Annotated in this window: 16 protein-coding genes and 2 pseudogenes; 8 read left to right on the top strand and 10 right to left on the bottom strand. The window is 68.5% G+C overall.

The features are described 5' to 3' along the window. Positions 1–54: 54 nt before the first annotated feature. The 3 genes from AB0J66_RS19770 to AB0J66_RS19760 all read left to right on the top strand — a co-directional run bounded on the left by AB0J66_RS19770 (position 55) and on the right by AB0J66_RS19760 (position 3,193). Positions 55–876, top strand: a complete 822-nt coding sequence (locus tag AB0J66_RS19770; RefSeq protein WP_364662347.1) for a TIGR03621 family F420-dependent LLM class oxidoreductase — start codon at positions 55–57, stop codon at positions 874–876. 64 nt (positions 877–940) lie between these two features. Further along, positions 941–1,732 (top strand): SDR family oxidoreductase, encoded by a 792-nt coding sequence (locus AB0J66_RS19765; protein ID WP_364662344.1) that lies wholly within the window; start codon positions 941–943, stop codon positions 1,730–1,732. Positions 1,733–1,783: 51 nt separating this feature from the next. After that, the gene (locus tag AB0J66_RS19760; protein ID WP_364662342.1) at positions 1,784–3,193 is read left to right on the top strand and encodes an MFS transporter; all 1,410 of its coding nucleotides are present in this window, start codon (positions 1,784–1,786) and stop codon (positions 3,191–3,193) included. A gap of 35 nt (positions 3,194–3,228) precedes the next feature. Here AB0J66_RS19760 and AB0J66_RS19755 read toward each other — a convergent pair whose 3' ends face one another. The 3 genes from AB0J66_RS19755 to AB0J66_RS19745 form a co-directional block, all read right to left on the bottom strand. Further along, positions 3,229–4,806, bottom strand: a complete 1,578-nt coding sequence (locus AB0J66_RS19755) for a Na+/H+ antiporter (RefSeq protein WP_364662339.1) — start codon at positions 4,804–4,806, stop codon at positions 3,229–3,231. A gap of 33 nt (positions 4,807–4,839) precedes the next feature. After that, positions 4,840–5,820: a glycine betaine ABC transporter substrate-binding protein gene (locus AB0J66_RS19750; RefSeq protein ID WP_364662336.1), complete on the bottom strand. Its 981-nt coding sequence runs from the start codon at positions 5,818–5,820 to the stop codon at positions 4,840–4,842. Positions 5,821–6,054: 234 nt separating this feature from the next. Continuing rightward, entirely contained in the window at positions 6,055–14,484 is an 8,430-nt protein-coding gene (locus tag AB0J66_RS19745; RefSeq protein WP_364662334.1) for a hypothetical protein, read from the bottom strand. Between the two features lie 524 nt (positions 14,485–15,008). Between AB0J66_RS19745 and AB0J66_RS19740 the strand changes: the two genes are divergently transcribed. Continuing rightward, complete coding sequence (locus AB0J66_RS19740; RefSeq protein WP_364662331.1) at positions 15,009–15,812, top strand: SGNH/GDSL hydrolase family protein; 804 nt, start codon at positions 15,009–15,011, stop codon at positions 15,810–15,812. Between the two features lie 220 nt (positions 15,813–16,032). Here AB0J66_RS19740 and AB0J66_RS19735 read toward each other — a convergent pair. The 3 genes and pseudogenes from AB0J66_RS19735 to AB0J66_RS19725 all read right to left on the bottom strand — a co-directional run. Beyond that, positions 16,033–16,206 (bottom strand): annotated as a pseudogene (locus AB0J66_RS19735) (LLM class flavin-dependent oxidoreductase); the annotation flags it as partial. Positions 16,207–16,240: 34 nt separating this feature from the next. Then, positions 16,241–16,666, bottom strand: coding sequence for a nitroreductase family deazaflavin-dependent oxidoreductase (locus AB0J66_RS19730; protein ID WP_364662328.1), 426 nt, complete (start codon positions 16,664–16,666; stop codon positions 16,241–16,243). A gap of 129 nt (positions 16,667–16,795) precedes the next feature. Further along, positions 16,796–17,083 carry a cupin domain-containing protein gene (locus AB0J66_RS19725; RefSeq protein WP_364662325.1) on the bottom strand — a complete coding sequence of 96 codons (288 nt, stop codon included), beginning with the start codon at positions 17,081–17,083 and terminating at the stop codon, positions 16,796–16,798. A gap of 78 nt (positions 17,084–17,161) precedes the next feature. Here AB0J66_RS19725 and AB0J66_RS19720 point away from each other — a divergent pair. Then, positions 17,162–18,054, top strand: a pseudogene (locus AB0J66_RS19720) (IS5 family transposase). A gap of 154 nt (positions 18,055–18,208) precedes the next feature. Here the strand turns inward: AB0J66_RS19720 and AB0J66_RS19715 are convergent. Together AB0J66_RS19715 and AB0J66_RS19710 are read right to left on the bottom strand one after the other, a co-directional pair. After that, positions 18,209–18,880: an alpha/beta hydrolase gene (locus tag AB0J66_RS19715; protein ID WP_364662322.1), complete on the bottom strand. Its 672-nt coding sequence runs from the start codon at positions 18,878–18,880 to the stop codon at positions 18,209–18,211. 107 nt (positions 18,881–18,987) lie between these two features. Next, on the bottom strand, positions 18,988–20,169 hold the full coding sequence (locus AB0J66_RS19710) for a nucleotide disphospho-sugar-binding domain-containing protein (RefSeq protein WP_364662320.1): 1,182 nt from the start codon (positions 20,167–20,169) through the stop codon (positions 18,988–18,990). A gap of 759 nt (positions 20,170–20,928) precedes the next feature. On the opposite strand from AB0J66_RS19710, the gene AB0J66_RS19705 reads away from it, so the two are divergent. Continuing rightward, entirely contained in the window at positions 20,929–21,321 is a 393-nt protein-coding gene (locus tag AB0J66_RS19705; protein ID WP_364662317.1) for a hypothetical protein, read from the top strand. Positions 21,322–21,451: 130 nt separating this feature from the next. After that, positions 21,452–22,315: a site-specific integrase gene (locus AB0J66_RS19700; RefSeq protein WP_364662314.1), complete on the top strand. Its 864-nt coding sequence runs from the start codon at positions 21,452–21,454 to the stop codon at positions 22,313–22,315. Positions 22,316–22,502: 187 nt separating this feature from the next. Here the strand turns inward: AB0J66_RS19700 and AB0J66_RS19695 are convergent, their stop codons facing one another. Continuing rightward, complete coding sequence (locus AB0J66_RS19695; RefSeq protein ID WP_364662311.1) at positions 22,503–23,435, bottom strand: NADP-dependent oxidoreductase; 933 nt, start codon at positions 23,433–23,435, stop codon at positions 22,503–22,505. Positions 23,436–23,500: 65 nt separating this feature from the next. Further along, complete coding sequence (locus AB0J66_RS19690) at positions 23,501–24,496, bottom strand: helix-turn-helix domain-containing protein (protein ID WP_364662308.1); 996 nt, start codon at positions 24,494–24,496, stop codon at positions 23,501–23,503. On the opposite strand from AB0J66_RS19690, the gene AB0J66_RS19685 reads away from it, so the two are divergent. Further along, positions 24,453–25,439, top strand: a complete 987-nt coding sequence (locus AB0J66_RS19685; RefSeq protein ID WP_364662305.1) for an NADP-dependent oxidoreductase — start codon at positions 24,453–24,455, stop codon at positions 25,437–25,439. The genes AB0J66_RS19690 and AB0J66_RS19685 overlap by 44 nt on opposite strands. Positions 25,440–25,465 lie beyond the last annotated feature (26 nt).

The raw sequence follows: 25,465 nt of genomic DNA, 5'->3' as shown, positions 1-25,465 counted from the left end.
AGCCGTGACCCGGATCATGATGAACCCGGCTGGGCCCCGGCCGACCGTACGGGCATGAACGAGCGCCCTTTCCGCTTCGGCGTCAGTCTGCTGCAAGGTGGCTCGACACCACTGTGGGCCACCCGCGTCCGGCAGGTGGAGGATCTCGGCTACGACGTCCTCCAGGTCCCTGATCACCTCGGGATGGTGGCGCCGTTCCCGGCCCTCGCCGCCGCGGCCGAAGTGTCGCCGAACCTCACCGTCGGCACCTACGTGCTCAACGGCGGTGTGCTGAGCCCCGGCTACCTGGCCCGTGACGCCGCCGAGTTGTGGCGGCTCAGCGGTGGCCGGTTCGAGCTCGGGCTCGGCGCCGGCTACGTCGAGGCCGAGTTCGAGGCGGCTGGGGTGCCCTTCGGCACGCCGGGAGACCGTCTGCGCAAGCTGACCTCCCTCATCACCGAGACCCGCGTCCTGCTGGCGGCCCAGGCGGACAAGCCCCGGCCGCCGATCATGGTGGCCGGCGTCGGCGACCGGATCCTGACGATGGCCGCGGCGCACGCCGACATCATCAGCTTCCCGATCCACGCCGGGTTCGGACCCGGTCTCGGCCGCCGCGTCTCGGTCGTCCGCGCGGCGGCGGGCGGACGCGACATCGAGCTCAACCTGTTCGTGGCGGCCGTTGGCGACACGATCGACGAGGTCGACCTTTCAATGATCAGCAAGGCCTCCGGGATGACCGCCCAGCAGCTCGCCGAGATGCCCGGTGTCCTCGCCGGATCACCGGCCGAACTCGCCGAGCGTCTCCTGCGCTACCGCGAGGAGTGGGGCTTGTCCTACATCAGCGTGCTCGAACCGCACATGGCCGCGTTCGCCGCGGTGATCCCACTGCTGCGCTGACCCCCGCCGGCTGCTCCGGATCCCCGGATCAACCCACCCCTACACGAGAAAGTGGTACACCACGATGACCGAACACACCATGAATGCGCTGCCCTCCCGGCCGCTGGCCGGCCGGACCGCCGTGATCACCGGCGGCGGCCGGGGCATCGGCCACAGCACCGCCGTGCTGCTCGCCCGCGCCGGCGCGCGCGTCGCACTAGTCGGCCGCCGGATCGAGTCGTTGCGAGCCACCGCCGACAGCCTGCCGGCTGACACCGTGGTAGTGCCGGCCGACCTGTCCGAGCCCGACGCCGCCGACCGGGTGACCACGGCCCTCCTCCAGCGACTCGAACGCGTCGAAGTGCTGGTGAACAACGCCGGCGAGGCGGGAAGCTTCACCCCGACGCCCGACCTGCCGGCGGCCGAGGCCGACGCGCTCTGGGCGCTCAACGTCCGGGCCCCGCTCCTGCTGGGTTCCAAGATGGCCGCCCACATGGCGGCAGCCGGCGGCGGCAGCATCGTCAACGTGTCGTCCGCGGTGGGCAGCGACCGCAGCATGGCCGGCGTGACGCTGTACGCCACGACGAAGGGCGCCGTGGACGCTCTGACGCTGGCCATGGCGGCGGAGTGGGGGTCGCGCAACGTGCGAGTCAACGCGGTCCGCCCGGGGCTGGTCCACACGGACTTTTCCGCCTCCATCACGGGCAACACCGCGCTGGTCCAGACGCTGACCAAGGAGTACGTGCTGGGGCGGCTGAGCGAGCCCGAGGACGTCGCCCAGGCCATTTTGTTCTTCGCCGGCCCGGCCGGCGCCTATCTCACTGGACAACTGCTCAACGTCGACGGGGGCTGGGGTTCCGTGCACGCCCGTGGTTAGCCGCCGACGTCTCTTTCTCCCTCGATACTGAGCACGCTGGAGGAAAATAACATGAGCACGGGAACGCTTGTTCCGGTTCCGGTCGACGACGTCGGCCACGCTCGCCGATGGTGGATCATGGTGGTTCTCGGCGCCGTGTCGTTCATGGCGAACCTGGACCTGTTCGTCGTCAACGTCGCGATCCCGACCATCGCCCGATCCTTCCACCAGACCGACCTGGTACCGGTGTCCTGGGTGCTGACGGCATACGCAATCGTCTTCGCCGCGTTGATGGTGCCCAGCGGGCGCCTGGCCGATCACTTCGGCCGGAGGGGGTTCCTCCTCACCGGCCTCATCGTCTTCACCGCCGGGTCGGCGCTGTGCGCGCTCTCGCCTGGCCTGGCCGCTCTGATCGTCAGCCGGGGGGTGCAGGCCGTCGGCGCGGCGATCGTCGTACCTACCTCGCTGAGCCTGCTGCTGCCCGCTTTCCCGGTACGCCGGCACACCCTCGTGATCAGTCTGTGGGCCGCGGTCGCGGCCGTCGCCGCGGCATCCGGCCCGGTCATCGGCGGTGTGCTGAGCGAGGCCGACTGGCGCTGGATCTTCCTGATCAATGCTCCCATCGGGGTGGCCGCGTTCCTGCTGGGCATGTGGTGCCTTCCCCGGCTGCCCCGTCATGCCGACAGCCGGCTGCCGGAGCCGGTGTCGACCGCTTTGCTGCTGACCACGGTCACGTTGCTGGTCCTCGCCACGGTGCAGGGGCCGAGCTGGGGCTGGGGCAGCTCCCGCGTCATCGTGCTGTACGTCGCGGGGGCGGCAGCCCTGGCGGGGGTGGTCGCCGCCGCGATTCGGCACCCCCAGGCCCTCGTTGAGGCGCACCTGTTCCGCAACCGCGAGTTCGGTTCGTCCGCGGCCGGTCTTTTCGCCTACTACACCGTTTTGGCGGGATGGCTGTTGGTCACCGTTCTTTTCCTGCAGGAGGTGTGGCACTACGGGACGTTGAAGGCGGGAGTGGCCATGCTCCCCGCACCGCTGTGCACGGCGATCGTGGCCGTCAACAGCAGCGCGGTCAGCAAGCGGCTCGGGCGTACGATCCCCCCGGCGGTGGGCTTGCTGTCGTTGATGGTGGCTTTCGCGCTCGCCATCGCGTGGGTGCCGTCGCGCCCAGCGTACGGAGGCGTTTTCGTGTGGACGCTCGTGATGGCCGGCGCCGGCAGCGGCCTGATCCAGGCTCCCCTGCTGTCCTCCGCGGCGACCCTGCCGGCGCAGCGGGCAACGACCGGCAGCGCGGTGCTGAACACCGCGCGGCAGATCGGTGCGGCCGTGGGCGTGGCCGTCGCGGTCTCCCTGCTGTCCGGCGCGTCCGACCCGAGTTCGCTGGCCGCGGTCCATCGGGTCTGGGTCTTCCTGCTGATCGGTTCCGGTGTGGGCGCGGCGGTCCTCGTCGCGATGCGCCGTGGCCTCGGAGGCTACGGCCGATGAGGCCCGGCCCGGCATGTCGGCAACGCCGGTGCCGGTCAAGAGAGCCCCGAGAGGCGCAGCTCCTCCATGTCCAGGCGTGACTGCACCTGGCGCAGCACCACGTCGTCGATGCGGTCGTCGTCCCGCAGGCGCACGAGAGCGTGACGCTTCTCCGCGACCATCGCCAGTCTCAGCGCGCGGTCCTGACGATCGAAGCACACGGCGGCCCTGTCGTCTGCCTCATCGCCATGGACGTGCAGGACCTGCAGACGCATCTCGTATTCGTCACGCAGGCGCTCGACGACGTCGCGTCCCGCGTCCTGTTCGGCCGCCACTCGCGGTAGCGCCTCGAGCGCGTCTCGCAGAACTGTTGTCTCCGCCAGGTGCCGCTCCTGCCGGACGCCGGTGTCGGGTGGGAGCCGGGCCCATCGCACCACCACCGGCAGGAGCAACGCCTGCCCGGCCAGAGTGACGAGGATGACACCGGCGGTCACGAAGATGACGAGGTCACGATCGGGGAACGGCCGTCCGGACACCACCGTATGCGGAACCGCGAGAGCTGCTGCGAGCGAGACCGCGCCCCGGAAACCAGCGAACCCGTTGACCACCCGGGCCCGGGCGCCGACCCGGCGTTGGCGCTGCTGTGGCCGCCGGTCGAGTACTCGGATCACATACGGAGCGGTGAACAACCAGCCGAACCGGGCCCCGATCACGGTCCCCGCGACCACCCCGACGCTGATCACTCCCTGGGTCAGAGCGACGCTGGTCAAGCCCCGGACCGCTGCCTGTGCCTGCAACCCGATCAGCACGAACAGCGCACCGTTGAGCAGGTAGGTGGCGAAGGACCAAAAAGCTATGGTCTGCTGACGGGTACCGGCGCGCCCGATTCTCGGCCCGGCCTGACTGATGATCAGCCCGCAGATGACGACCGCCACCACCCCGGAGGCATGCATCGCTTCGGCCAGCAGGTAGGCGATGAACGGGATCAACAGGATGGCGACGTTCTCCTGCATCGGGTCATCCAGTCGCCGCCGCATCCGGATACCGAGCCAGGCGGTGACGACGCCGGCCAGCGCCCCGCCGCCGTAGGCGAGGAAGAACAACCATCCGGCGTGCGGCACGCTCAGCCGCTGTCCGCCCACCGTGATGCCGATCGCCAGGGCATAGATCACCAGCGCGGTACCGTCATTGACCAGGCTCTCCGCGCGAAGCAAGGTGACCATCCGGCGTGGCAGGAGGCGGGTCAGCGCGCCGGCCGCGGTGGCGTCCGTCGGGGCGACCGCCGCGCCCAGCACCCAAGCCGGTCCCCATGCCAGTCCACTCGCCCGCGCCGCGACAGCGACCGCTGCTGCCGTAACGACTACGAGAGCGGTACTCATCAGCACCACAGTGCGCAGATCGCTGCGAATCTCGCGCAAGGACGTCGTCAGGCTCTCCCAGAACAAGAGCGCCGGCAAGAACAGCAGCAACACGGTTTCCGGCGGCAGTTGCACCCCACGCAGCGCGGGCAGGAAGCCGAGCACGACACCACCGGCCACCAGCGGCACCGGCGGTACGACGCGGAGCCGGCGCGCCACCACCTCGGCGGACAGCAGCACCGCCCCCAACGCCACCAAAAGGACCAGACTGAGCATAGCCAGTTCCGGCTCCGCCCCGGGTATCCGCCGTCAGCCGGCCGTCAGCGCGCCGTCGGAGCTGAACACCAGGCCGACGCTGACGGTGCCCTGTTCGAGACCGCTCTTGGTCAGCGGGCCACCGGCATCGAGGCTGGCGAACCGACCAGGCCGGAACGAGTAGGTGGCGGCCAGACCGAGTTCACACTTGGGACGCTGAGGGCATTCCGCCGGACCGCCCAGAACGGTTGCCGCCCCGGAACATCTGGCGGCCAGGTCGGACAGCGTTTTCACGCCGTACTTGTCGGCGAACGCCGTCGTGGTGGCGAAGGCGTTCTGGTCCTGAGCGGCCGAGGCCGCACCGAATACGAGACCCACCTTCTGACCAAGCATCCGCAGGTGGCTCATGGTCGTGTTCAGATCAGGCGAGGAGGGATCGGCGCTCTTGCCCGTCAGGAAGGTGGCCAAGGTGGCCGCGTACTCGGGGACCACGTCGAGGTCCCCCTTCTCGAGAGCGGGTGCGTACAGTTCGCGATTGCCGATCTGTTGAACCTTGACCCGGTAACCAGCCGCGGTCAGGGCCAATCCGTAGATCTCGCCCAATGTCGCGCTCTCGCTGAAGTTCGCGGCGCCGACCGTGAGGGTGCCGCCCGCTCCCTTGGCGATTCCGGCCGTCACATGATTGTCGGTGACGAACTGCTCCGCCGCCGCCTTCGGCGACTTACGGTCGATGTCGACCGCCTTGTTCAACGCGATCAGCTTGGTGGTGTCCAGAGCCGCCGAAACCCGGTCAAGCACGGCGATCAACTCAGGCGACGAGGCCTTCGCGTTGACGGCCGGGACGACATTGTCGGTGTTCTGGAGTTTTTTGTCGTCGACGAGAACCCGAAGGGATCTACCGGAAACCGGGGCGCACCCGCCGTTCGCCGCGGCGGAAGGGGGTGCCTCCGTCCCGGAGGAGCCGGCGCTACCGCAGCCGGCCAGGAGAATCGTCGCTGTCATCGTGACAGCCGCGGTGAAAAGGCGTCGAGCCATACTGGTACCTCTCCTGTCCGGCCGGTCTGCTCGACCGCACCGGTTGTCCTAACGTGGCATCCGGAGTACTTGGTGGGCGGCCGACCCACCGATCGGCGCACCTCAGACTCGTCGTGACGCACCGCCCGGAGTTCAATCGGCGCCATGTCATCGCCCCCACACCGAGGTGGTCGGACGCGAGGTCACCGCCTGGATCCTCCAGGGCAGTGCGCCAAACGGCACGAGCGTGAAATGTCACGACCCGGACGGGGACGGATCGTTTCGGTCACGGCCACGCGGCGCCCCGTAGGGTCCGCCGTGGGTGACTGAATGCGCCCGAGGACGGGGGTAGCTGCCCCCGAACGGCGGCGTGGCGAATTCCGGGGTGCCGACCAGCCCCGGCGGCCGGTTCAGTGGATGGTTGCCCCCGAATCTCGCATGGGCGGGAGGCGTGGACGAACTTTGCAGGGCGGAGCTCGGCACCCATGGACGCGCATGGCCTTCCGTTTCATCGGTGGCCTGCCGCGCCATGTCGCTGACTTGGGCGTAGTACTGCTCGACGCTCAGCATGTCGGCGAGCCCACCCGCCATCGACCTGATTTCGAGGAGCACCAATGGCGGCCGGGCCGGCCCCCGCGATGCGTCCAGGTCGGCGAACTGGGTGTGAACCCCTGAGTCGATGTTCCACCCGTGCGGGGGCGGATTCCCCGAGATCACGTAGTCGAACAGCTCACGCGCGCGATGTTCACGATGCGGCCTGAGCGCGCGCCGGTGACGTATTGCGAACGTGGCGCGTTCCCGCGACTCGAATTCGGGCATGGCCTCCAGGATGCGGTCGTCGAACGCGGCTGCGATCTGTTCCCGGTGAACCCCGAGCAGAGCCCGCGCCCGATCGCTGAGCTGGTTCCGGACCACCAGAAGATTGTGACGAGGCGCCGCCGCCATGAGGTATCGCGCGAGACCCACTTCGAGAATCGGCCCGAACAATTGGGTGGCGCCCACAACGTATGTCAGGGCGAGCAGCCCTTCGATGTCGGCACGGTCGCCGGATCGCAGGGAGTCATGGAAATCCGAGAGCACGTCCCCGACGGCAGTACTGAAGCGCGTGGCGTCCCGGACGATCGTCCTCTGCCACTCGTAGTACGGCGTTTCCGGATGAATACCGGGTTCCAGGTACCTCAGGAACTGATTGACCGCCCGCAGCGGTACGCCCATGGTGTAGTGGACCGCCAGATCGGGGATGCCGCCAGGATCGACCGAGATGACCGCGGCCTGATCGAATTCCGCGGACAACGTCCAGCCGTCCCGCGACGGGAGGAGATCGGTGAGCCTGGTCCGGCGATTGGGACCCCGGCGTTCGAGTCTGTTGGTCACGCGGCGAATCAGATCGAGTGCGGGGTTCGGAACCACCGCGTGCTCGTGCCGGAGGACCTGGAAGGGGTAGCGGTTGACGAACTCCAGGATCCGGGACCGATAGGTCTCGGGCTCGAGTCGCGTTCGGTCGAGGAGCGCCGACTCCTGGTGCAGGGACTCCTCGCCGATCAACCCGTAGAAGGTGCCGGTGTCCAGTACTACCTGAACGCCGGTCTGCTCATGCCAGGCCACGGGCATGCCGGGTTGGTCGTGCACGCCGTCCGGTATTTCGACGTATGCGCTGTGCACCTCGACCTCGAGGCCGCCCCGGCCGTACGACAGGTGCGGGGGAACATCGATCAGGGCCCCGGCCCCTGTGGTCGATGACCGTGGCGCCACGGGTACGGCGTGACCGGCGGCGTCCAGGACCACGAATCGTGTCTGGCCGGCGACCCGCAGGCGCTCGGCGCCGATCAGACGGTCGCCTGGCGCGTTGTGGGGCTCGATCCACCGAAGACCGTCACCATCGTCGATCGTGTGGTGCAGCGCGAAGGCGTGGCCGATCCCGGACTGGTACCTGGCCAGCACCAGCGCGGTGCTCCCGGGGCCGGACCGCCGGACTGCCGTCTCGATGTCAGACCAGCTGGCGGCGGCCGACCAGCTACCGCCCGGGGCCAGTCGGTCCTCGACCCGCCCAGTACCGACAGCGGAGTCGTCGACGGCGCCGACCGGACGGCCGATTGCCTGACGGTTCGCATAGATCCCGCCCTGCACCTCGCTGAGCAGAGTGACGCAGTCAGCCAGCGTCAGGCCGGCCGTTGCCTTTGTCGTCGTCACGACGCGGTCCACCAACGCGGTCAGATCCTGTGATCGCAGACGGACCGGGGGCTGCGGACCGAATCGGGCGGCGTCCCCGGGTGGTTGCCCAGCCGCCTTGTCGAACGGGCGACCGCCGGCGTCGACGAGCATGACCCGGCTGTCGGGTGAATGGAGCGCCCTGGTCCAGGCGTCGTTCGACCTGACGTCGTAGGCATAGGGCGTGCGGTAGCGACCAGGGGTCTGCGGATCGACGACGCGGACAGTCCCGTCGGGATCGGTCATCAGCCAGAAGAGGTGCGAGCGGCTGGTGCGCTCGTGAATCAGCGCCGACGACCCCGGGTGCTCCCGCAGCACGCCGAGCAGGTGACGGGGTGACATGCCGGGGCTCCATCGACCGCCGAGAGCTTCCAGGAAATCATCGTAGGAATGGCCGGTGACGGCTTTGTTGCCGGCTCGGCCGTAACGGGTGATGTATGCGGCCCACGCCAGCGGAAGACAGTCGGCTTGATTGCTGTCCAGTCCGGCGGTGTCGATCCACCGAGCCAGGTCGCCGCCCGGGTTGTGCAGGGCAGCACTCAGCAGGCTCCGAGCCCGTTCGGTCATGACGTCGACGGGGAAAGGATCGCTCTGCTGCTCCCCATGCGGCGCCGGGTGGTACCCGTGGTGCGTCACCGACGACGCCCGGGGCCGCCCGGGGCGGTCTCGCCGGCCCGGCGGCGATGGGGGACCATCCTCGGAGGGAAGCGCGACGTCGGCGAACTGCACCGGGCTGTACTCCGCCAGCTCGATGTTCGGCGTCCGGGGTGTCACGCTGTGCAAACTGCCGTCGGGCAGAACCTGATACCAGCGCGGTTCATCCCGCCCTTGTTGTTGTAGTCCCAGAGTAGTGGTCTGGACCGTGACGAAGCCGTCCGAGGCCCACACCGTGCGGCCCATCGAGCGCGCGAAGGCCTGGGCGTCAGGCAGGGCTCGGCAGGCGGTGAGCAGGATGCTCGTCCGGGTTCCCCATCGGCGCAGATGCTGTTGGTAGGTGGGATCGGCCAACACGTGCTGGGCCAGCGTCCCTCCGTTCACCGGCAGGTAGTCGCGCAGACGGTCGACATACCGGTTCACCGAAGGGGCCGGATCGCGGTTCGTCGACATCCACAAGCCGTACTGACTGGCATGGGTGAGAACGACGAACATCTGTTCATCGAGAGTAAACGGCAACGCTCGGACGTGTTCCGGTGCGCCGTCGACCCCGGTGTCGACCCGATAGCTGTGCTGGGGATCGGTGGGCCAGATCGTCGAGAACAGCTCGTGTTCCGGGCGGGTGAGATAGCTGATGCCTATCGGGGCCGTCGAGAAGGCCGGCGATCCGACGTGGTGAGCCGAGGTGACCAAGGGGGTACCGGGCAGTGGCCGGCGGTTCTGTATCACGTTGGCCGCACGAGCGGCGCCCACGGCCGCGGCTCTGAGGTGATCGACCGGAATTCGTGGGCGCGCCGACGGATGCAGCCGGGAGTCGGGCGCGTGTACGACACCGTCCACGAGGTCCCGAAGGCGCTGCCCTTGGACGGAGGACTCGGCCAGTCGCTGCCGGCGGCCCAGGGTTCCGACGCGGGTGAGGTCGGCTATGAAGGCCTGGTCCAAGTGGTCGGCGCTCAGCCACACCTCGCTCGCATCGGCCGACAGCCGGCCCGCGTCCGCCGCGATCGCGATACGGATCAGGACATCACCGGATCGGCCGGACGGCGGCCGGCTGTCGAATCCCAGATATCCGGTCGTGTCGAACGCCTGAGCCAGCGTACCGACGTCGCGTCGCCACACCATGTACGCGTCGGTCTGGTGGTGGATCCGCCGGCTCCCGCTTGGGCGGTGAGCGCTGCGCCGTGGGTAACTCCGGTGATCCGGGCCGCCGATCGGATGACTCGTCGACAGGTGACCACTCGGGCCGGCCAGGTCGTCACTCGACGAGGGCACCAACTCATGCGCGGCCCGGCCGCCGGCTCCGGTGCGCAACGTCGAGCGGAGACTGGCGAAGATGCTGGGGGCACCGACGAGGCGAACGGTGGGGGCGCTGTCCGCCGCGAGTGGCAACGCGTCGCGGGCCAGCACTTCGGCGCCGTCGGTCAAGGGCAGGAAGAACAGCTCATTCATGTCGTCCGGCCGGCGGGCCGGACCGCCGGATTGGCCGTCCAGATAACTCACGCCTTCCGGACCCACGATCATGTTGAACGCGTGCGAGATCTCCTCCCCCGCTCCCCGCACCACGACGACGCCACGATTGCCTTCCTGAGACCGGCCGAGAACTTCCGTCAGCTCGGCGAAATCGCTGACCACGAACCGCGCGCCAGGACGGCCCAGCACCTGATTCTGGTAATTCACCAAATCCTCGACCGGCAACGCCGACGCCGGCGGCGCCTCGTGCAACACCCCCTCGCGAAGACTCAGATCAGTCGCGATCGCAGTGACCACACAGTTGGTCAGATACTCCCCACCCCGACCACGATCGGGATTCACCCCGGACAACCACGGAAAAGCCCGGGCCATCTCCGCGGCCGACAACGCCGACCCCACCGGCCGACCGGAAGCCGCTGCGCCCGCCCGGCCGTCGGGTGCCGGTACCCCGCCCGCGGCGGGCAGACTGGCCGCGACGAGAGCGGACAGCATCCTCGCGTGCGCCGACTGCTCGTGACCTCGGATGGCATAGGCGGAGAGCCAATACGACGCGTTGGCGGCCCAGGCCGAGGCGTACGCGGGCCCGTTCGTCAGGAGGCCGCGCACCGTGTCGGCGATTCCCACCGCGACGGCATCGGCGGGGTTCTCCGACGCCATCATCAGGTTGGCTTGGACGTCGCCTCGCTGCATGAGCTCGGAGATGAGTCGGACGTTGTGGTCGGCTTCGCCCTCGGTCGAATACCAATTCTGGTGGGCACCGATGTTCCGGATCTCGACGATGGCGAGGTAGTCGCCGCCCGCCCGGCCGACCGAGGGCTGCACCGGCGCGATGGAGAACAGCTCCGTCTGATCGTAGGCGGGGCTTTGCCCACTCAGCAGTTGGTCCAGGTACATCCCCGGCGTGATGGGGTCCTGCGGAAGTCGGCCATCGAGGACGACATCGACCGGGGACTGCCCGGGGTTCCCGTGTTCCTGCATGAAGCGGGGCCGTCTCCGCAGGAAGATGTCGACGAAGTCGGATCGGATCACCGACCGGTTCGCCATGAGGAACGACTGCGCCTCCGGGTGGATCAGGTTCCGTACCGTCAGCAGGGATTCGCGGAGCGCCAGCGGGATGGCTTGTTTCACCAGGCGACCACGACCTCGGCTGTAGGCCTCGGCCGCCGCGTGCATGTAGGCGAGAGCGGTCACGGTGAAGATGGACGACGCGCGCCGGTTGGTCAGCAAAGCGAGGCGGAGCCGGTCACCGGTCTGTTCTCCCCATCCCGCGAACCGCAGATACCGCTGGGCAACGGTGTTCCCGAAGCGGATGCCCTCCTCGGCGATCGTCGTCGACGTGCCCGGAGTCATCAGCGGAAGCAGTTCGGCCATGATACCGGGCCCGGCGGCGATCGGGACGCCGACGGTCACGTGTTGCATGACGCTGTTGCCGTGGGGGAAGAGGCCACTTTGGTGGATGGCCCAGTTCTTGTGAACCTTGATGGCGTTGTTGCCGCGGAAGATCTCGGACAGGGTCCGGCCGTCGGACGACATCAAGGCGGCGCGGATGACGTTCTCGGTCTGCCGCACATCGGCTGCGATGTTCCCGTACTCGCCCCTCAGGAGGGTCCACGGGGCAGTGACGATCTCGGGCACCAGGAACGGCGTCAGACGAACCACGCCGACGCCCGGGGGTAGGTGCGAGCGGTCGCCGTAAAACCGGCCGTCGGTGCCTTCGAACCGAAAACCCCAGTCGGTGTAGACCTTGACCAGACCGTTGCGGGCGCTCAGCAGAAGCACCTTGCCGCTCGTACCGCTGAGCCGAGGCGCACCGATGGCGAGCGCTTCGAGCTGACGTTCCACACCGATCAGACCGCCGACCAGACCGGCGAGCTCATGCGGCTCGACCGAGGGGGCGCCGAGATCCGCGACCTGCGGGGTCAGCGGCACGAAGATGAGATCGCGTCCACCGCGCGGCAGGCGTGCGAGACCGGCCCGCTGGCCGTCGAGGAAGCTGACGCCGTGCTCGTCGTGCACGACGTTGAAGGCGTGCCGGATGACCGCATCCGGGCCGCCGGCGATGACGATGCCGCGCGCGCCGGCGTGGACCGCGAGAGCAGCGCGGATGGATGCGACATCCATCCGGTACAGCCGTGACTGGTCGTCGGCCAGGTCGAGCTGCTGGCGTTGATAGTTCACCAGGTCGAGCAGGGGCAGGGGACCGGCGTCGTGAGTGTTCCACGTCATGGCCTCGCCCGGTTCGAGGTTCATGTCCAGGACGATCGCGGTGAGGACACAGCTGGTCGTGGTCGATTCGGGATTCATCGAGGCCAGCTCCGGGTGAGCGGCGCGGGCGGCCTCGTCGTCGGCCAGCGCCGAAGGGATCGGGGAGCCGGGGGACGGGTGCGGGGCGGGCCAGGCGGCCCTCGGCGGTGCCGGAGCATCGACCGCTTCCGCCGGCCGTGGGTGGGGTTCGAACTGGTAGGCGAGCGCGGGGTCGGGGGCCACATCCACGCCGTGGCGCTCGGTGAGGACCGCTACCATCGTCGCGCTCGGGCCGGTCAGCGACGCGGGCACCGCCACCGGCTCCGGCTGGAGAACGGCTCGGCGGGCTTCGTCGAGGAACGCGGTGCGCGGAGGCGACACCACGATGGGAGCGCCGTGCCCGACGACGGACCGGCCCTGGATCGATCCGCCGAAGAACGGCACGTCGGCCGGACCGGTACCCATGACCAGTTCCACGTCCGGAAGCCGGACGCCAGCCGGTGGCACGGTGACGTCGACCAGAACGCCGCCGTGCTCGTGCAGAACGGTGATCGCCATGACGTCGCCGGTCACCGGCCGAGCCGGCTGAGCCGGTTCGGCGTCGGCCACGGTGGGCGGCTCGAACTCGGAAACGGTGACCTGCCGACCGAGGACGCCGGCCAGGTCCGGGTTGGCGATCGCCGCTGCCTGATCGACCCAGACGCGGACACTCCATCCCTCTGCGGCCGCCCGGGTGGCCCAGGACCGGATGTGGGAACGGACCTCGGTGGTCACGGGTTCCGGGCCGGCGACGACCATGTGCAGGATCCGCGGCACCGGGCGCGGGTCCTCTCCCACGCCGCCCATCGTGACTACGGCCTCGGTCACCGGCTGACGCAGTCGCGACGACAGAATTGAACCGCTTGCCGATCGGCCTTCCGGCCGGCCCGGAATCGAGGACCGCGAGATCGCGTCGGCGGACCGGCCATCGGCGACGGGCCCCTCCGCCGCGACGGACCGAGGCCGATCGGCGCCGGCGGCCGTCTCGGCATATCGGGGTGGAGGAGCGCTCTCGGCCGTCTCGGCCCCGGCCCCGGCCTCACCGAGAGGCGGCAGGTACGCGGGCTCCGCCAGGGCCTCCGGATACGAGGGCGGTGGCGCTGGGAACGGCTCATCCGGCTCGTCACCCACCGGGGACTCGTGGTCCGCGAACTCGCCCGGTTGGGCCATCCCGGTCGCTTTGCGCAGAGCGGTTCCCGCGCGCTCGCCGGCGAATTCCACCGAGGCGGACGCGGAGCCCGACAACAGGCCGCCGATCGACGCTCCCAGATCCCAGGTGCCGCCCTGGATCTCGCTCCAGGTACCTTCGGTCACGAACTCCGACGCGGACTCGTGGCTGACATGTTCGACGTATTCAATTCCGGCGCCGTGCGGGAGCACCACTCCCGTGTGCTGGGCGAGCTTGCTGACGAGGGCACCCAGCTCGCCGACGGTCAGGCCGATCGCGCCACCGAGCGCGCCCACCTCGACCGCCTGAACGACGTTGCGCCGGTCGACACCCTTGCGGTGACCCGCCTGGATCTGGATCTCCTGAACGATGAGATCCATAAGCACCTGCATGGAGATGCCGATCAGCTCGGCCGAGGCGACCGAGACACCGAGGCGGACGAGCCACGCCAGAATCATCGACCGGCCGACCAGCAGGCGGGCCGTCAACTGAGCCATGATGCCGGGAAAGAGCCAGGCGACGGCCATCGCGGAGAGAAACTCGATCAGCAACTCGATCAAGATCACGATGATCATGAGCTTGGTGTACTCGACCTGGGTCGCCAGGTCATCCATGCCGCTGCCCAGACGATGCACATACTTGCCGGAGAAGGTGAGCAGCCCGTTATCGCCGACATACTTTTCCATGGCATCGGCGAACGCCCGCTCGGACTCCCCAGACACCCCGGAACGAATGTCGGACACCGCGGCGGCGAACATCGGGATGACCGTCTCGATGGCGTTCGCCGCGTCGTCGTACGCCTGCGCCTGTGCGCGTAAACGGTCCTCGTTCGCGCTCGGGAACTGCTCACCGGACAGCCAGAGCTGAAAGCGGTTCAGCTCATCGCTCGCCTCGAGTGCCATGTGCCTTCCTCAGGTCGGCGTCCACTCCTCGGCGAAGAAAAGGCTCGCCGTCGCAATGGTCGTGATCGTGACGTCGGAGATCGACGGTCAGGGTTCACCCCGGCGATCATTCGATGCCGATTCGGGCCGCCCACGCCGGGGGGCGAAGGGCAGCTCCAGCCCGGAGCACGAGAACTGTCAGCTCACCGTGAAGTAGTTGGTTGACGCCGCTCGACGGACGACAGATAGAGGGCGCCGGTGACCACGCTGGGCGCGGCATAGCGATAGGCGATGCTGTACGTGCGCGCCGCCGCCACGTTCACGGTGTACCGCTGCCAGTAGCCGCCGTTGGTTCAGCCAAGCTGGTAATTGCCGCTGACGTCGTCGGTCGAGCCCGATGTTCGCATTGTCGACGCGGTATCCGCCGCCTGACGGCGAGGCACGCGGGCGACCCGTGTGAACAGCCTCACGACCGTGAACGGCGGCAACAGGGCGTCGACGGCAAGTGCGCCACCGCCCGGTGGCGCATACGAACGGAGACACTCATGAAGGTTCGCGGCATCATCGCCTCCGTCCTCGCTTCCACGGCGCTGCTTGCGGCGACGTCCGGGGCGGCGCTGGCCGACTGCCGAGGTGACACCCCTTCCTACGTAGCCCTGGGCGACTCGGTCTCGTCAGGCGTCGGCTCGTCCGGGCCATTCAGCGACCCGGTATGCCTGCGGAGCCCGAACGGCTTCCCGCAGCAGCTCGCCGACATCTCCCACGCCTCCTCGTTCACGTTCGCCGCGTGCAGCGGGGCGACCACCGCCGCGGTGACCGCTAATCAGTTGTCGCCGCTGACCACGTCGACGAGCCTCGTCACGATCACCATCGGGGGCAACGACCTCGGCTTCACGACCGGGATCGGAACCTGTGCGCAAGGCACCGACGCCGACTGTCTGAACACGGTGGTGGCGGCCGAGCAGTTCGCCGCCACCACTTTGCCCTCCCGTCTGGACGCCGTCTATGCCGCGATCAAGCAGCGGGCGCCGCGGGCCCGGCTCCTGGTGGCCGGGTACGCCCACTTCTTCGAGTTGACCGGCGACTGCGCGGGCCAGCCGTTCGATCTGGTCAAGCGGACCGCCCTCAACGACGCGGTAGACGCCTTGGACAGGACGATCGCCACGCGGGCGGCCAAGAACGGCGCCCGGTTCGTCGACGTCCGGCACGCGTTCGACGGGCACGGCTTGTGCGGCACCACTCCTTGGATGAATGGGTTGACCGCGGCGACCGGGCCGTTCCACCCGAACGACGCTGGTTACCGCCTCGGATACCTGCCGGTTCTGCGTACCGCTGCCGGCCGGCACTGACCCGGCCAGCCCCGTGCCGGCCGAAATCGGCGCGGGGCATCGCCAGGATTTCTTGCCGGATGGCGTACCGCAGTGGCCGGTGAGCCGTTCCGCGCGTGGCTCCTCGCCCGCACCATCGACCCGCGACGTGTTCCACCTCCGCGCGATCTCCGCGAGCTGCGGCTTCCCATCTCAGTCGAGCGACAGTTGCCGGGTCGGAATTCCACCGCCCTCGCCCGACACCCATATCGATCCGACCGGGATAGAGATTATCGAGCGTCCGGAATTGCTCGATCAGGGTGACCGGAGCATGATTTCCGGCCAGCACTCCCCCGGAGCCGACCCGGATCCGGGAAGTACAACCAGCGACGTGGGCTACGATGACGGCCGGCGGGAAGTCCAGCCGGACCAGCAAGACGTCAGCTCGGTCAGCAGGAGATTCTTGACCGTCATGCCTGGCGGGTCAGTGCGACAGCAGGGATCACCCGAGTGGTCTTGCCCTCGTACGCGCCGAAGCGGGGGACCCGAGCAATCTGGCGTGCCCACAAAAGATCACGTTCTGCCCCCTTGACGAGGCTCGCTCGGGCCGGAAACGTTTCGACACCTACCTCGAGAGTCACGTCAGGGTTGACAAGCACGTTGTAGTACCAGCCGGGGTTCCGTTCGGCGCCGACGTTCGAGGCGAAGACGACAAACCTTCCGGCGTCCCACAGATAAGTCAAAGGAACCGTATAGGCGGCGCCAGTCCGGGCACCGACCGTATGCAAAAGTAGTACCGAGTTGCCTTCGAACAGGCCCCCGACCCGGCCGCCGTTGGCCCGGAAAGCTTCGATGAACCGAGCGTTCAACTGTCCCCAGTCCGGCTGGCCGGTCATGGCTCGGAGGCCTCCTTCTACGATGACTTCCCCAGATGCGAATAGGCGAACACCTCGCGGCACCATCGGATGAGCCCCATCCGGGCGGAACCGCGGACGTGCGCGGCGCCCTCCCTGAGGCAGGTCTAATCAGCCGCCGAAGTCGAGGTCGAGAATGGGTTCGCCCCAGAGAACGAATTCATCGACCGCGTTCGCGTCTTGGACGGAGATCATCGTCATCGCGGAGTCCGGGTCGGCACCGTGCCAGTGCCATTCGCCGGGTGGCGCCACAACCGTGTCACCGGCGCTGATGACGAAGATCGGTCCTTCGTCACGCACCTGTATGCGACCGGAGCCGGACACTACGTGAATGATCTGCCGCTGCCGATGGGAATGCCACGGGGTGCGGGCACCCGGCGCGAAGTGGACCGACTGCATGCTCAGTGTCGATCCTGCCCCTAGGTTCTGTCCCGTGGATCATGCGTGGCGATCATGGATGACGGTCGTTGAACTGGTGTGGCGCGTGGTGATCTGAGCAGTGAGGAATGGGCTGTGCTGGAGCCGTTGCTGCCAGCGCAGCCCGTTCGGGGTGGGCAGTGGCGTGATCACCGGCAGGTCATCAACGCGATCTGCTGGGTCAAACGCACCGGCTCACCATGGCGAGACCTGCCCGAACGCTACGGACCCTGGAAGACCGCGCATCAACGGTTCACCCGGTGGGCCGCCGACGGAACCTGGGCCAGGTTGAAAGCCGCGGTCGTCGCCCTGGCCGAACTCGACGACGACATCGACTGGAACGCCCAGGTCGATGCCACGATCGTGCGCACCCACCAGCACGCTGCCGGAGCTGCTAAAAGGGGCAGAGCATCGCGGAAACGCGGGAACGCGAGAGTATCGGCCGGTCCCGCGGTGGGCTGACCACGAAGATCCACACCCTTGCCGACGGCCGCGGCCGGTCCCTCGCCACGCTCATCACGCCGGGCCAAGCCGCCGATACCCGGCAGCTGATCCCGCTGCTCGAGCAGGTTCGGGTGCCTCGGCCCGGCGGGATCGGCCGGCCTCGCAGCCGCCCGGATTCCGTGACCGGTGACAAGGCGTACTCGTCACGGGCGAATCGGCAGGCCCTGCGCGGCAAGCGGATCCGCACGACGATCCCGGAGCCCAACGACCAGATCGCCAACCGGAAACGCCGAGGCTCGCGCGGTGGCCGCCCACCCGCGTTCGACCCCGGCGCCTACCGTCACCGCAATCAGGTCGAGCGTGGCTTCAACCGGCGCAAACACTGGCGCGGGCTGGCCACCAGATTCGACAAGCTCGGCGTCAATTACCAAGCCACGCTCGACCTGGTCGAAATGCTGGACTGGCTACGCGCCGTCCCGGACCGACATGATCCGCGGGACAGAACCTAGCCGCACCAGATGGTCGATCCACACCCATCCGGAGGAATGTTCGTCGCCTCGCACGGTACCGACCGGCCGTCTGTTGATTTCCATCAGCCTTGCCTCCCCTGGCCGGTAGGGCCGAGACCGCACCGTTGCGACCGCCTCGTTTTACCGCCCGCTCTTATTGCTTCGAAGCAATCTCGTCGATCATGGCGGCAAGGTCGCCCGGGCGGGACAGGAAGGGCGAATGGCTGCCGGGCAGGTGCCGCACCGAGGTCAGCCACGTACCGAGGCGCTCGGTGTAGACCTCAGCGTGAATACGGTCGTCGTCGCAGATGATGGCGGCGGTCGGTATCTGCTGCCATGCCGCCTCCGTGGTGCGGTCGACGACGACCCGGGAGCTGTGCGGACGCAACCGGCTGACCGCCGCCGCAGCCACGTCCGCCGGCACATCGTGGTACATAGTGGCGACGGCATCCTCCGGCGGCGGCACCATGAAGTAGGCGTCATCCGGAAGATCAATGCCGGCCACGTCCTTGTCCGTCTCGCCGGCCTTCAGCAGGTGAGCGGCCAGGTAGATCAACTGCCGGACGCCCGGTAGGCCCGCCGCGCCCTCGCCAACCGGGATACCCGCGTAGGAATGGGCCAGGACGGTGACCGGATCCCCAGGCTGAGACAGCCGCTCACGGATCGCCGCGGCGTCGGCCAGCATGCCGAGTTCAGGGTCGCCTGACGCACTGGGCAGATCGATCGTCTCCGGTGCCCATCCCCGCGCCCGCAGCTGGGGTACCAACGCCTCCCAACACCATGACCCATGCCACACGCCGTGAACCAGCAGGATACGTCTCGCCATCGATGACTCCTCTCAGATCTGGCGGAAGCCACCGCCGACATCAACGTCGGACCGGGCAGGGTCCTAGTTCACCGGCCCGAGCCCGATGCCGGCTCACGGCGCAACGCTCACTGCAGTCTCTCGATGGTGCCGATCACGTCGGCCGGTGCCGGCATCTCGGCGACCTCCGCCGCAAGAGCGGCTGCCCGCTCCCGGTACCGGGAGTCGGCGAGCAGATCTTCGGCCGCGCCGGCCACCGCTTCGGCCGAGTCCGCGCCGGGCAAAAGCACCCGCGCCCCACCGTAACGGGCCAGCCGGTTCGACGGCGGAACCAGCTTGGGCATGTTCGGAATCAATAGCTGCGGTACGCCGTACGTCATCCCGGTCAGCGCCGTACCGCCTCCCGCGTGGTGCACCAGCAGGTCACAGGTCGGCGCGACGATGTCGAACGGCACCCAACCGGCCCGCGTGCCCGTCGCCTCGCTGATCGCACGGGCTGCCGCCGGTGGAGCGCTGACCAGAATCTCCGCATCCACCTTGCGCATCTTGGCCACGAGCTCGACCAGATAGTCGGAGAAGTAGCCGGGGGCGGTCTTCGTTCCCGCAGTGATGGCGACGCGGGGGCGATCACCCTTGACATACATCCACGGCTCGATCGGTGGGTGCTCATTGGACGGGATCCATCGCATCTCGGACCCCTCGGGAGCCTCAGGGTCGCGCACGGAGGCCGGGCAGACGTCGATCCACAGCGTCTGTGCCGGGATCCCCTCCAGTCCCAGAGCCTCCAGTTCCGGACGCATCTCCTCGGCGGCCGCGACATCCACGACCTGAGGTTCACCGGAATCCCACGCTTGACGGACGTATGGCACCCCGATGCGCGACGCCAGAACAGCGGCGGAGTAGATCAGCGTGCCACCGACGACGACATCCGGCCGCCACGCCTTCGCCAATTCGTACAGGGGCTCTTGATAGACCGCAGCCATCCGGCCGAACGCATGCCCGATCGACCGGATCTGCACCTCCGGGTCGGCGGAGCGCGGCACCGGCGCTCCGGCTCGGTCGAATTCGATGTGTACACGGATCGGTATGTCGGACACGCTGACCCCGGCCAGTCCGGCAGCGGCGATCGCATTCATCGTCGGGGCGTTGGCAGCGAACAAGACCTGGTGACCCGCGTTGCGAGCCGCCGTGGCGAGCGGAGTCAGGGCATACACCGTGGCTGGGCTGCCACCGGTGACGAAGAGCATACGCATACGGCTGACCTCATCGAAGAAGCTGGACTGGATTGGTGGCGGCAGCTGTCGATTCATTTCGCCGACCGATCTTCGCCGCCTCCGTCGCAGGCGCGGCCCGCGGGACCGCCCGCCGGCTGACGGACGCCTTTTCAGCAGCCTAGTGCCGTCTTATCGACGCCGAGGCTCGGACAGCGTGTGCTCAGTCCCGCACATTTTTCGGTTGTGCCGATGAACTTCGGCCCCATCCCCGCGACCCTGGCGTCGAGAAAGCACCCTACTCAGGTTCTCACGGCCGGCACCGATGGCCTCCTACCGCTCTCTAGTTCTCAGTCTCTCGGGCCGAACAACAAGTCCCAATGCCCTTACCTCGCAGTGGATGGTTCTCAGAAGCTCGAGTCCCATTCGAGCAGGCAGAGCTGGGCCCGACCGCCATGCGTACAGGTTTTACCCGTCTGGCCACGGCGAAGGCTCGACACAACGACCGCCGCCGGGTGCAAAATAGGATATGACTACGCGCGGTTGGCGCAGATGCGGAATTCATGTGGCCAATCCTCCTCCGGACACCAGTACTGGTGGAACATCACCACAACGGTGAAATTTCATCGACTGGAACCTCACCGCATCCGTGTGAACGGATCTTCAAAGGTCAGGCGGTTAGACAACGGCCTGACCTTTCGCGTTTCCCCGGCGTCGTGCAGCGCGATGTGCTGACGATGAGTGCCATGGGCTCGCCGGCCGGGCCACACGACCATCGTCCCGAGCAGCTCATCGGGGCGCTGATCCCGCCCGCCCCCGGCAGCGCCGCTGGTTCCTGACCTCCCGCCCGGTCCGAGGGTGCCGATCGGCGGCGACGCGGCGTACGTACTGCTGGACACGGCCCGCCTCGACGCGTCCGGCCGGTTCTCCGCCCGCCGGCTACTCCGATCGCTGGGCTGGCCGCCCGGGCACCGGGTCGACGCCGTCGTCGTCGGTGATGCGGTCGTCTTCGCCGGATCGCCGACCGGCCAGCAAGCCGTGGGCAGCCGCGGCGAGCTCGCCGTGCCCGCCGCCACCCGAGCCCTGGCCGGCATCGACAATGACGGCCACGTCGTGCTGGCCGCCGTACTCGACCACGACGTGCTCCTGGTGCACGCCGGCGCCATGGTGCTCCTGGTGCACGCCCGTGCCATGGTGACCCAGCTGCTCCCCGAGCACTACGCCGACCTGGCGGACGAGCGGGAACCATGACCGCTGATCCCAGCCGAGTCGCCACGGCGCGCACCCTGCTGGCCCAACTCGGTGTCAGCGTCGCCGACCCGCAAGCCGCACCGGACAACGGGCGGCGGACGCCGACGGTCGCCGAATACCTGCCCGCGTCATGGCGGCGGCTACCCCGTCGTCCTGCCGCACGTACGGCACCTACTGGACCCGGATGGCCGCCGTGTGGGGCGACTGGCCGATCGACACCGTCGCCGCCACCGATATGGAGGCCTTGCAACGCGACTGCGTCAAGCATGCCCGCCGGCGCAGCAACGGCCGCGACGGCCGGCACGCCGGCGAGAACGTGATCAGCGCCGCCCGCGCCTTCTACACCCGCGCGATCGCCGACGGACTCCTACCCGTCGGCGCCAGCCCTGCCCACCAGGTCCGCAAACCCCGTCGGCTACCCAGCCCACGCCGCGCGCTGACCCCACGCGAACTCGCCGAAATCAACGCCACGGCTCGGACCAGCGGCAACGACGTCATCTTGGACGCGCTGCTGCTACGCCTGCACACCGAGACCGCCTGCCGCCGCGGTGGCGCCCTCGCCCTACGGCTGATGGACCTCGACGTCGACCAGGGCGTGGTGCGTCTGCGAGGGAAGAGCGAGACCCTGCGCTGGCAGCCGGTCAGCCTCGACCTCGCCACCCGGCTGCGCGAACACGCCACCAGCCGCGGCGCCGCCGTCCCAGGCGACGCTTTACTCCGGTACCGCGATGGTCGGCCGCTGACCTCCCGCCGCTACGACCACCTGTGGAAACGCCTCGGCGACCGCCTACCCTGGGTCGCCGCCCAAGCCGTCTCCACCCACTGGCTCCGGCACACCACCCTGACCTGGGTCGAACGCAACTTCGGCTACGGCATCGCCCGCGCCTACGCCGGACACACCGACAGCACCGGCCCCGCCACCACGACCTACATCAAAGCCGAACTCCAAGCCGTCGCCACCGCCCTCGCCGCCAACGATCCCTTGCCCGGTTGACCCCTATCGAGTACGAGACCATCATGACCCCGCCGGCCAGTCAGGCCGCGTGAATCGACCGGTGGCCTTCGCCCTGAGCTACGCGGTGCTGGCCAGACGTCGGCCTTGATGGCGACGGCGCCGCCGGTCGGACGATCGTGGTCCTGCGTGACGGCCGTGACCTGCCCTTACGCTGTCCTGCCGAGATTCAGGCCGGCACAATGATGACCTTTCCCTCGATGCGGCCGGCTGCGGCTTCGGCGTGCAGAGCGGGCAACTCGGCCAGCGTGATGCGGCGCGTGACCTCGACCCGCAGTTCTCCGTTGTCGACCAGGGTCACGAGCTCGCTGAGGCGTTCGCGGTTGGGTAGTACGAACACGGTCGCCGCGGTGACGCCGCGGGTTTCGTCGCTCGGCGTGGCCATGAAAGCGGTGGTGCTGACCACCTTGCCGCCGTCGCGGACCAGGGTCACCAGCGCGGTGAATCGGGCGGGGTCGATCGGGGCGAGGTTGAGCAACACGTCGACCGGCTGTTCGATCGCGGTCAGCACCTCGGTGGTCGTGTAGTCGATGATCTCGTCGGCTCCCGCGGCCTGAACAGCCTCCCGGCTGCGGGCGGTGGCGGTGGCCACCACGTACGCTCCGGCTCGCTTGGCCAGGGCGATGGCATACTTGCCGACCACGCCTCCGGCGCCGTTGATGAACAACCGCTGGCCCGCCTGCAGGGCGCCGTCGTCGAAGAGGGCCTGCCAGGCCGTCAAGGCCACCGACGGCAGGGCCGCCGCGTCGGCCAGAGGGATGGTCTTGGGCGCGGCGACCAAACGGTCGGCCGGGACGACGACGTACTCGGCCGCTCCCCCGTCGCGCTCCATGGGCAGGAACCCGATCACCGCATCCCCCACCTGAAGGTCGCTGACGCCTTCGCCGAGCGCATCGACCGTGCCGGAGACGTCGTAGCTGGGCACGTGCGGCAGCACGACCGGGATAGGGAGGAAACCGGCGCGCATGCCGTTGTCGGCGGCGTTGAACGCCGCGGCCGCCACCCGGATCCGCACCTCGCCGGCGCCGGGGGCGGGTTGCTCGACATCCTCGTACCGCAGGACCTCAGGACCGCCGACCTCGTGGAAGCGTACTGCCTTCATGACTGAACCTGCTTTCGTGATGTTCCGTCCGGTGATGGCAACCAACTTCGCAGGTTCGAGCGGAACTAACCTGGGCCAGATCGGCCCACCCTGACGATCGCCGGGCCGTCGGCCGCGCCCACCACCTCGGCCAGGCGGGCCGCATCGGCCGAACCGGGCGTCGCCGTCAGCATCAGGGCGGCCAAGTCGTCGCCGGGGATGGCGAGCAGGCTCCCGGCCAGCGCGACAGAACTGCCTTCCGGATGTACGAACGTCGCCGTGCTCTCGTACGCCCCCACCGGCCGCGGCGCGCGCCACGAGGTGTCGAACAGCCGGCTTCGGCTGCGAAGCTCGTCGACCAGCTCGCCCAGCGCGGCATCGGTGGGATAGCGCAACAGCGCGTTCTTCAGCTGGGTGACGAGGATCGTCTGGTGGTCGCTCGCGTCCGTCTGCGATTGCTGGAAACCGTCGAACGGATCGCAGAACGTCCGCCAGGCGACGTTCCAGTCCCACCGGCTTCCGGTGAGATCCCAGTGTTCAAGAGCAAGGAAGGCGCTGTTGACCGCGAGGAGGTTCATCGCGGCGTCGGAAACGAACATCGGAGTGTCCGGGAAGCGCTCGAGCAGTCGCAGCGCGCCCGGTCCGAGGTCGGCCGGAACCTCGCCGCCCACGGCGGCGTATCCCGCCAGCGCACAGAGCCGTTCGTAGTCCGCCCGCCGTACGTGCAACGCCCGGGCGATGGCTTTCACCACTCCGGCCGAGGGATGGCTGCGTCCCTGTTCCAGCCGGCGAACGTAGTCCGCGGACATCCCCGCGAGATCACCGAGCTCCTCCCGCCGCAGGCCCCGCACTCGCCGGCCGCCCGCGGGCAAACCGACCGACTCGGGCGCCGTGCTTTCCCGCAAAAGGCGCACCGCCGCCCCGAACTCCTGATGTTCCACGTCGTAAGTGTGCCTCGGATGATCTCTATTTCCTCGCCCCGGCTGAAGGTGGGCCGATCCGGCCCAGGTTGTTTTCGCCGGGAGCTGCGACTTTGGCTTGACGTCACCGGACGGAACCGTCACGAAAGCGGGTTCAGCCATGAAAGCAGTGCGTTTCCATCAGTTCGGCGGTCCCGAGGTGCTGAGGTACGAGGATATTGAACGGCCCGTCCCGGGCGCACATCAGGCGCGGATCCGGGTCGCCGCCACCTCATTCAACGGCGTCGACGCCGGTATCCGCGCGGGCTGCATGCAGAGCTCCATCCCGGTGCGGCTACCGCACACTCCCGGCATCGACGTCGCCGGCACCGTGGACGCCCTGGGCTCAGCCGTGGACGACATCGCGGTAGGGGATCCCGTCGTCGGCTTCCTGCCGATGACTGCGGCCGGGGCGGCCGCCGAGTACGTGCTCGCGCCGACGGAGGCCCTGACCGGCGTGCCGAAGCACATGCCCCTGACCGACATGGCAGCGCTGCCATTCGTCGGCCTCACCGCCTGGCAGGCATTGTTCGACCACGCCCACCTCCGGCCCGGGCACCGGATCTTGATCAACGGCGCGGGGAGCGCGGTCGGCGGGTACGCCGTACAGCTGGCCAAGGAATTCCGTGCCCATGTAACCGCCACGGCAAGCCCCTGCAGCGAAACACGGGTCAAGGCCGCCGGAGCCGACGAAGTGATCGACTACAACTTCACCGACGTGACAACGGCGATGACCGAACCGGTCGACATCGTCCTCAACCTCGCACCGGTCTCCGCGCGTCGGTTGCACACCTTGTTCTCCCTGATCCGCGACGGCGGCAAGCTGGTCAGCACGACCGCCGGGGTGCCCGCCCCCTCGGACGAGAAGCGTGGAGTGCGGGGTATCGACCTGTTCGTACGCGGCGACACCGATCAGCTCGCCGACCTGGTCGCCCGAGTCAGCACCGGCGAGTTGCTCCTCGACGTCGCCCAACGGGTGGCCCTGGCCGACCTACCCGACCTCCACGCGCAGGCCAGAACGGGGCCTCTGCCTGGCAAAGTCATCGTTCTGGCGGCACCGGCCTGAGCCCTGCACCGCCGCTCAGTGCGCTC

The organism is Actinoplanes sp. NPDC049598, assembly GCF_040675435.1.
GTDB lineage: Bacteria > Actinomycetota > Actinomycetes > Mycobacteriales > Micromonosporaceae > Actinoplanes.
This window is presented reverse-complemented; position numbering and strand designations above follow the sequence as displayed.

Coding starts and splice junctions, on each gene's coding strand:
- AB0J66_RS19770 (WP_364662347.1), top strand. CDS start 55: ATGAACGAGCGCCCTTTCCGCTTCGGCGTCAGTCTGCTGCAAGGTGGC.
- AB0J66_RS19765 (WP_364662344.1), top strand. CDS start 941: ATGACCGAACACACCATGAATGCGCTGCCCTCCCGGCCGCTGGCCGGC.
- AB0J66_RS19760 (WP_364662342.1), top strand. CDS start 1,784: ATGAGCACGGGAACGCTTGTTCCGGTTCCGGTCGACGACGTCGGCCAC.
- AB0J66_RS19755 (WP_364662339.1), bottom strand. CDS start 4,806: ATGCTCAGTCTGGTCCTTTTGGTGGCGTTGGGGGCGGTGCTGCTGTCC.
- AB0J66_RS19750 (WP_364662336.1), bottom strand. CDS start 5,820: ATGGCTCGACGCCTTTTCACCGCGGCTGTCACGATGACAGCGACGATT.
- AB0J66_RS19745 (WP_364662334.1), bottom strand. CDS start 14,484: ATGGCACTCGAGGCGAGCGATGAGCTGAACCGCTTTCAGCTCTGGCTG.
- AB0J66_RS19740 (WP_364662331.1), top strand. CDS start 15,009: ATGAAGGTTCGCGGCATCATCGCCTCCGTCCTCGCTTCCACGGCGCTG.
- AB0J66_RS19730 (WP_364662328.1), bottom strand. CDS start 16,666: ATGACCGGCCAGCCGGACTGGGGACAGTTGAACGCTCGGTTCATCGAA.
- AB0J66_RS19725 (WP_364662325.1), bottom strand. CDS start 17,083: ATGCAGTCGGTCCACTTCGCGCCGGGTGCCCGCACCCCGTGGCATTCC.
- AB0J66_RS19715 (WP_364662322.1), bottom strand. CDS start 18,880: ATGGCGAGACGTATCCTGCTGGTTCACGGCGTGTGGCATGGGTCATGG.
- AB0J66_RS19710 (WP_364662320.1), bottom strand. CDS start 20,169: ATGAATCGACAGCTGCCGCCACCAATCCAGTCCAGCTTCTTCGATGAG.
- AB0J66_RS19700 (WP_364662314.1), top strand. CDS start 21,452: ATGGCGGCGGCTACCCCGTCGTCCTGCCGCACGTACGGCACCTACTGG.
- AB0J66_RS19695 (WP_364662311.1), bottom strand. CDS start 23,435: ATGAAGGCAGTACGCTTCCACGAGGTCGGCGGTCCTGAGGTCCTGCGG.
- AB0J66_RS19690 (WP_364662308.1), bottom strand. CDS start 24,496: ATGGCTGAACCCGCTTTCGTGACGGTTCCGTCCGGTGACGTCAAGCCA.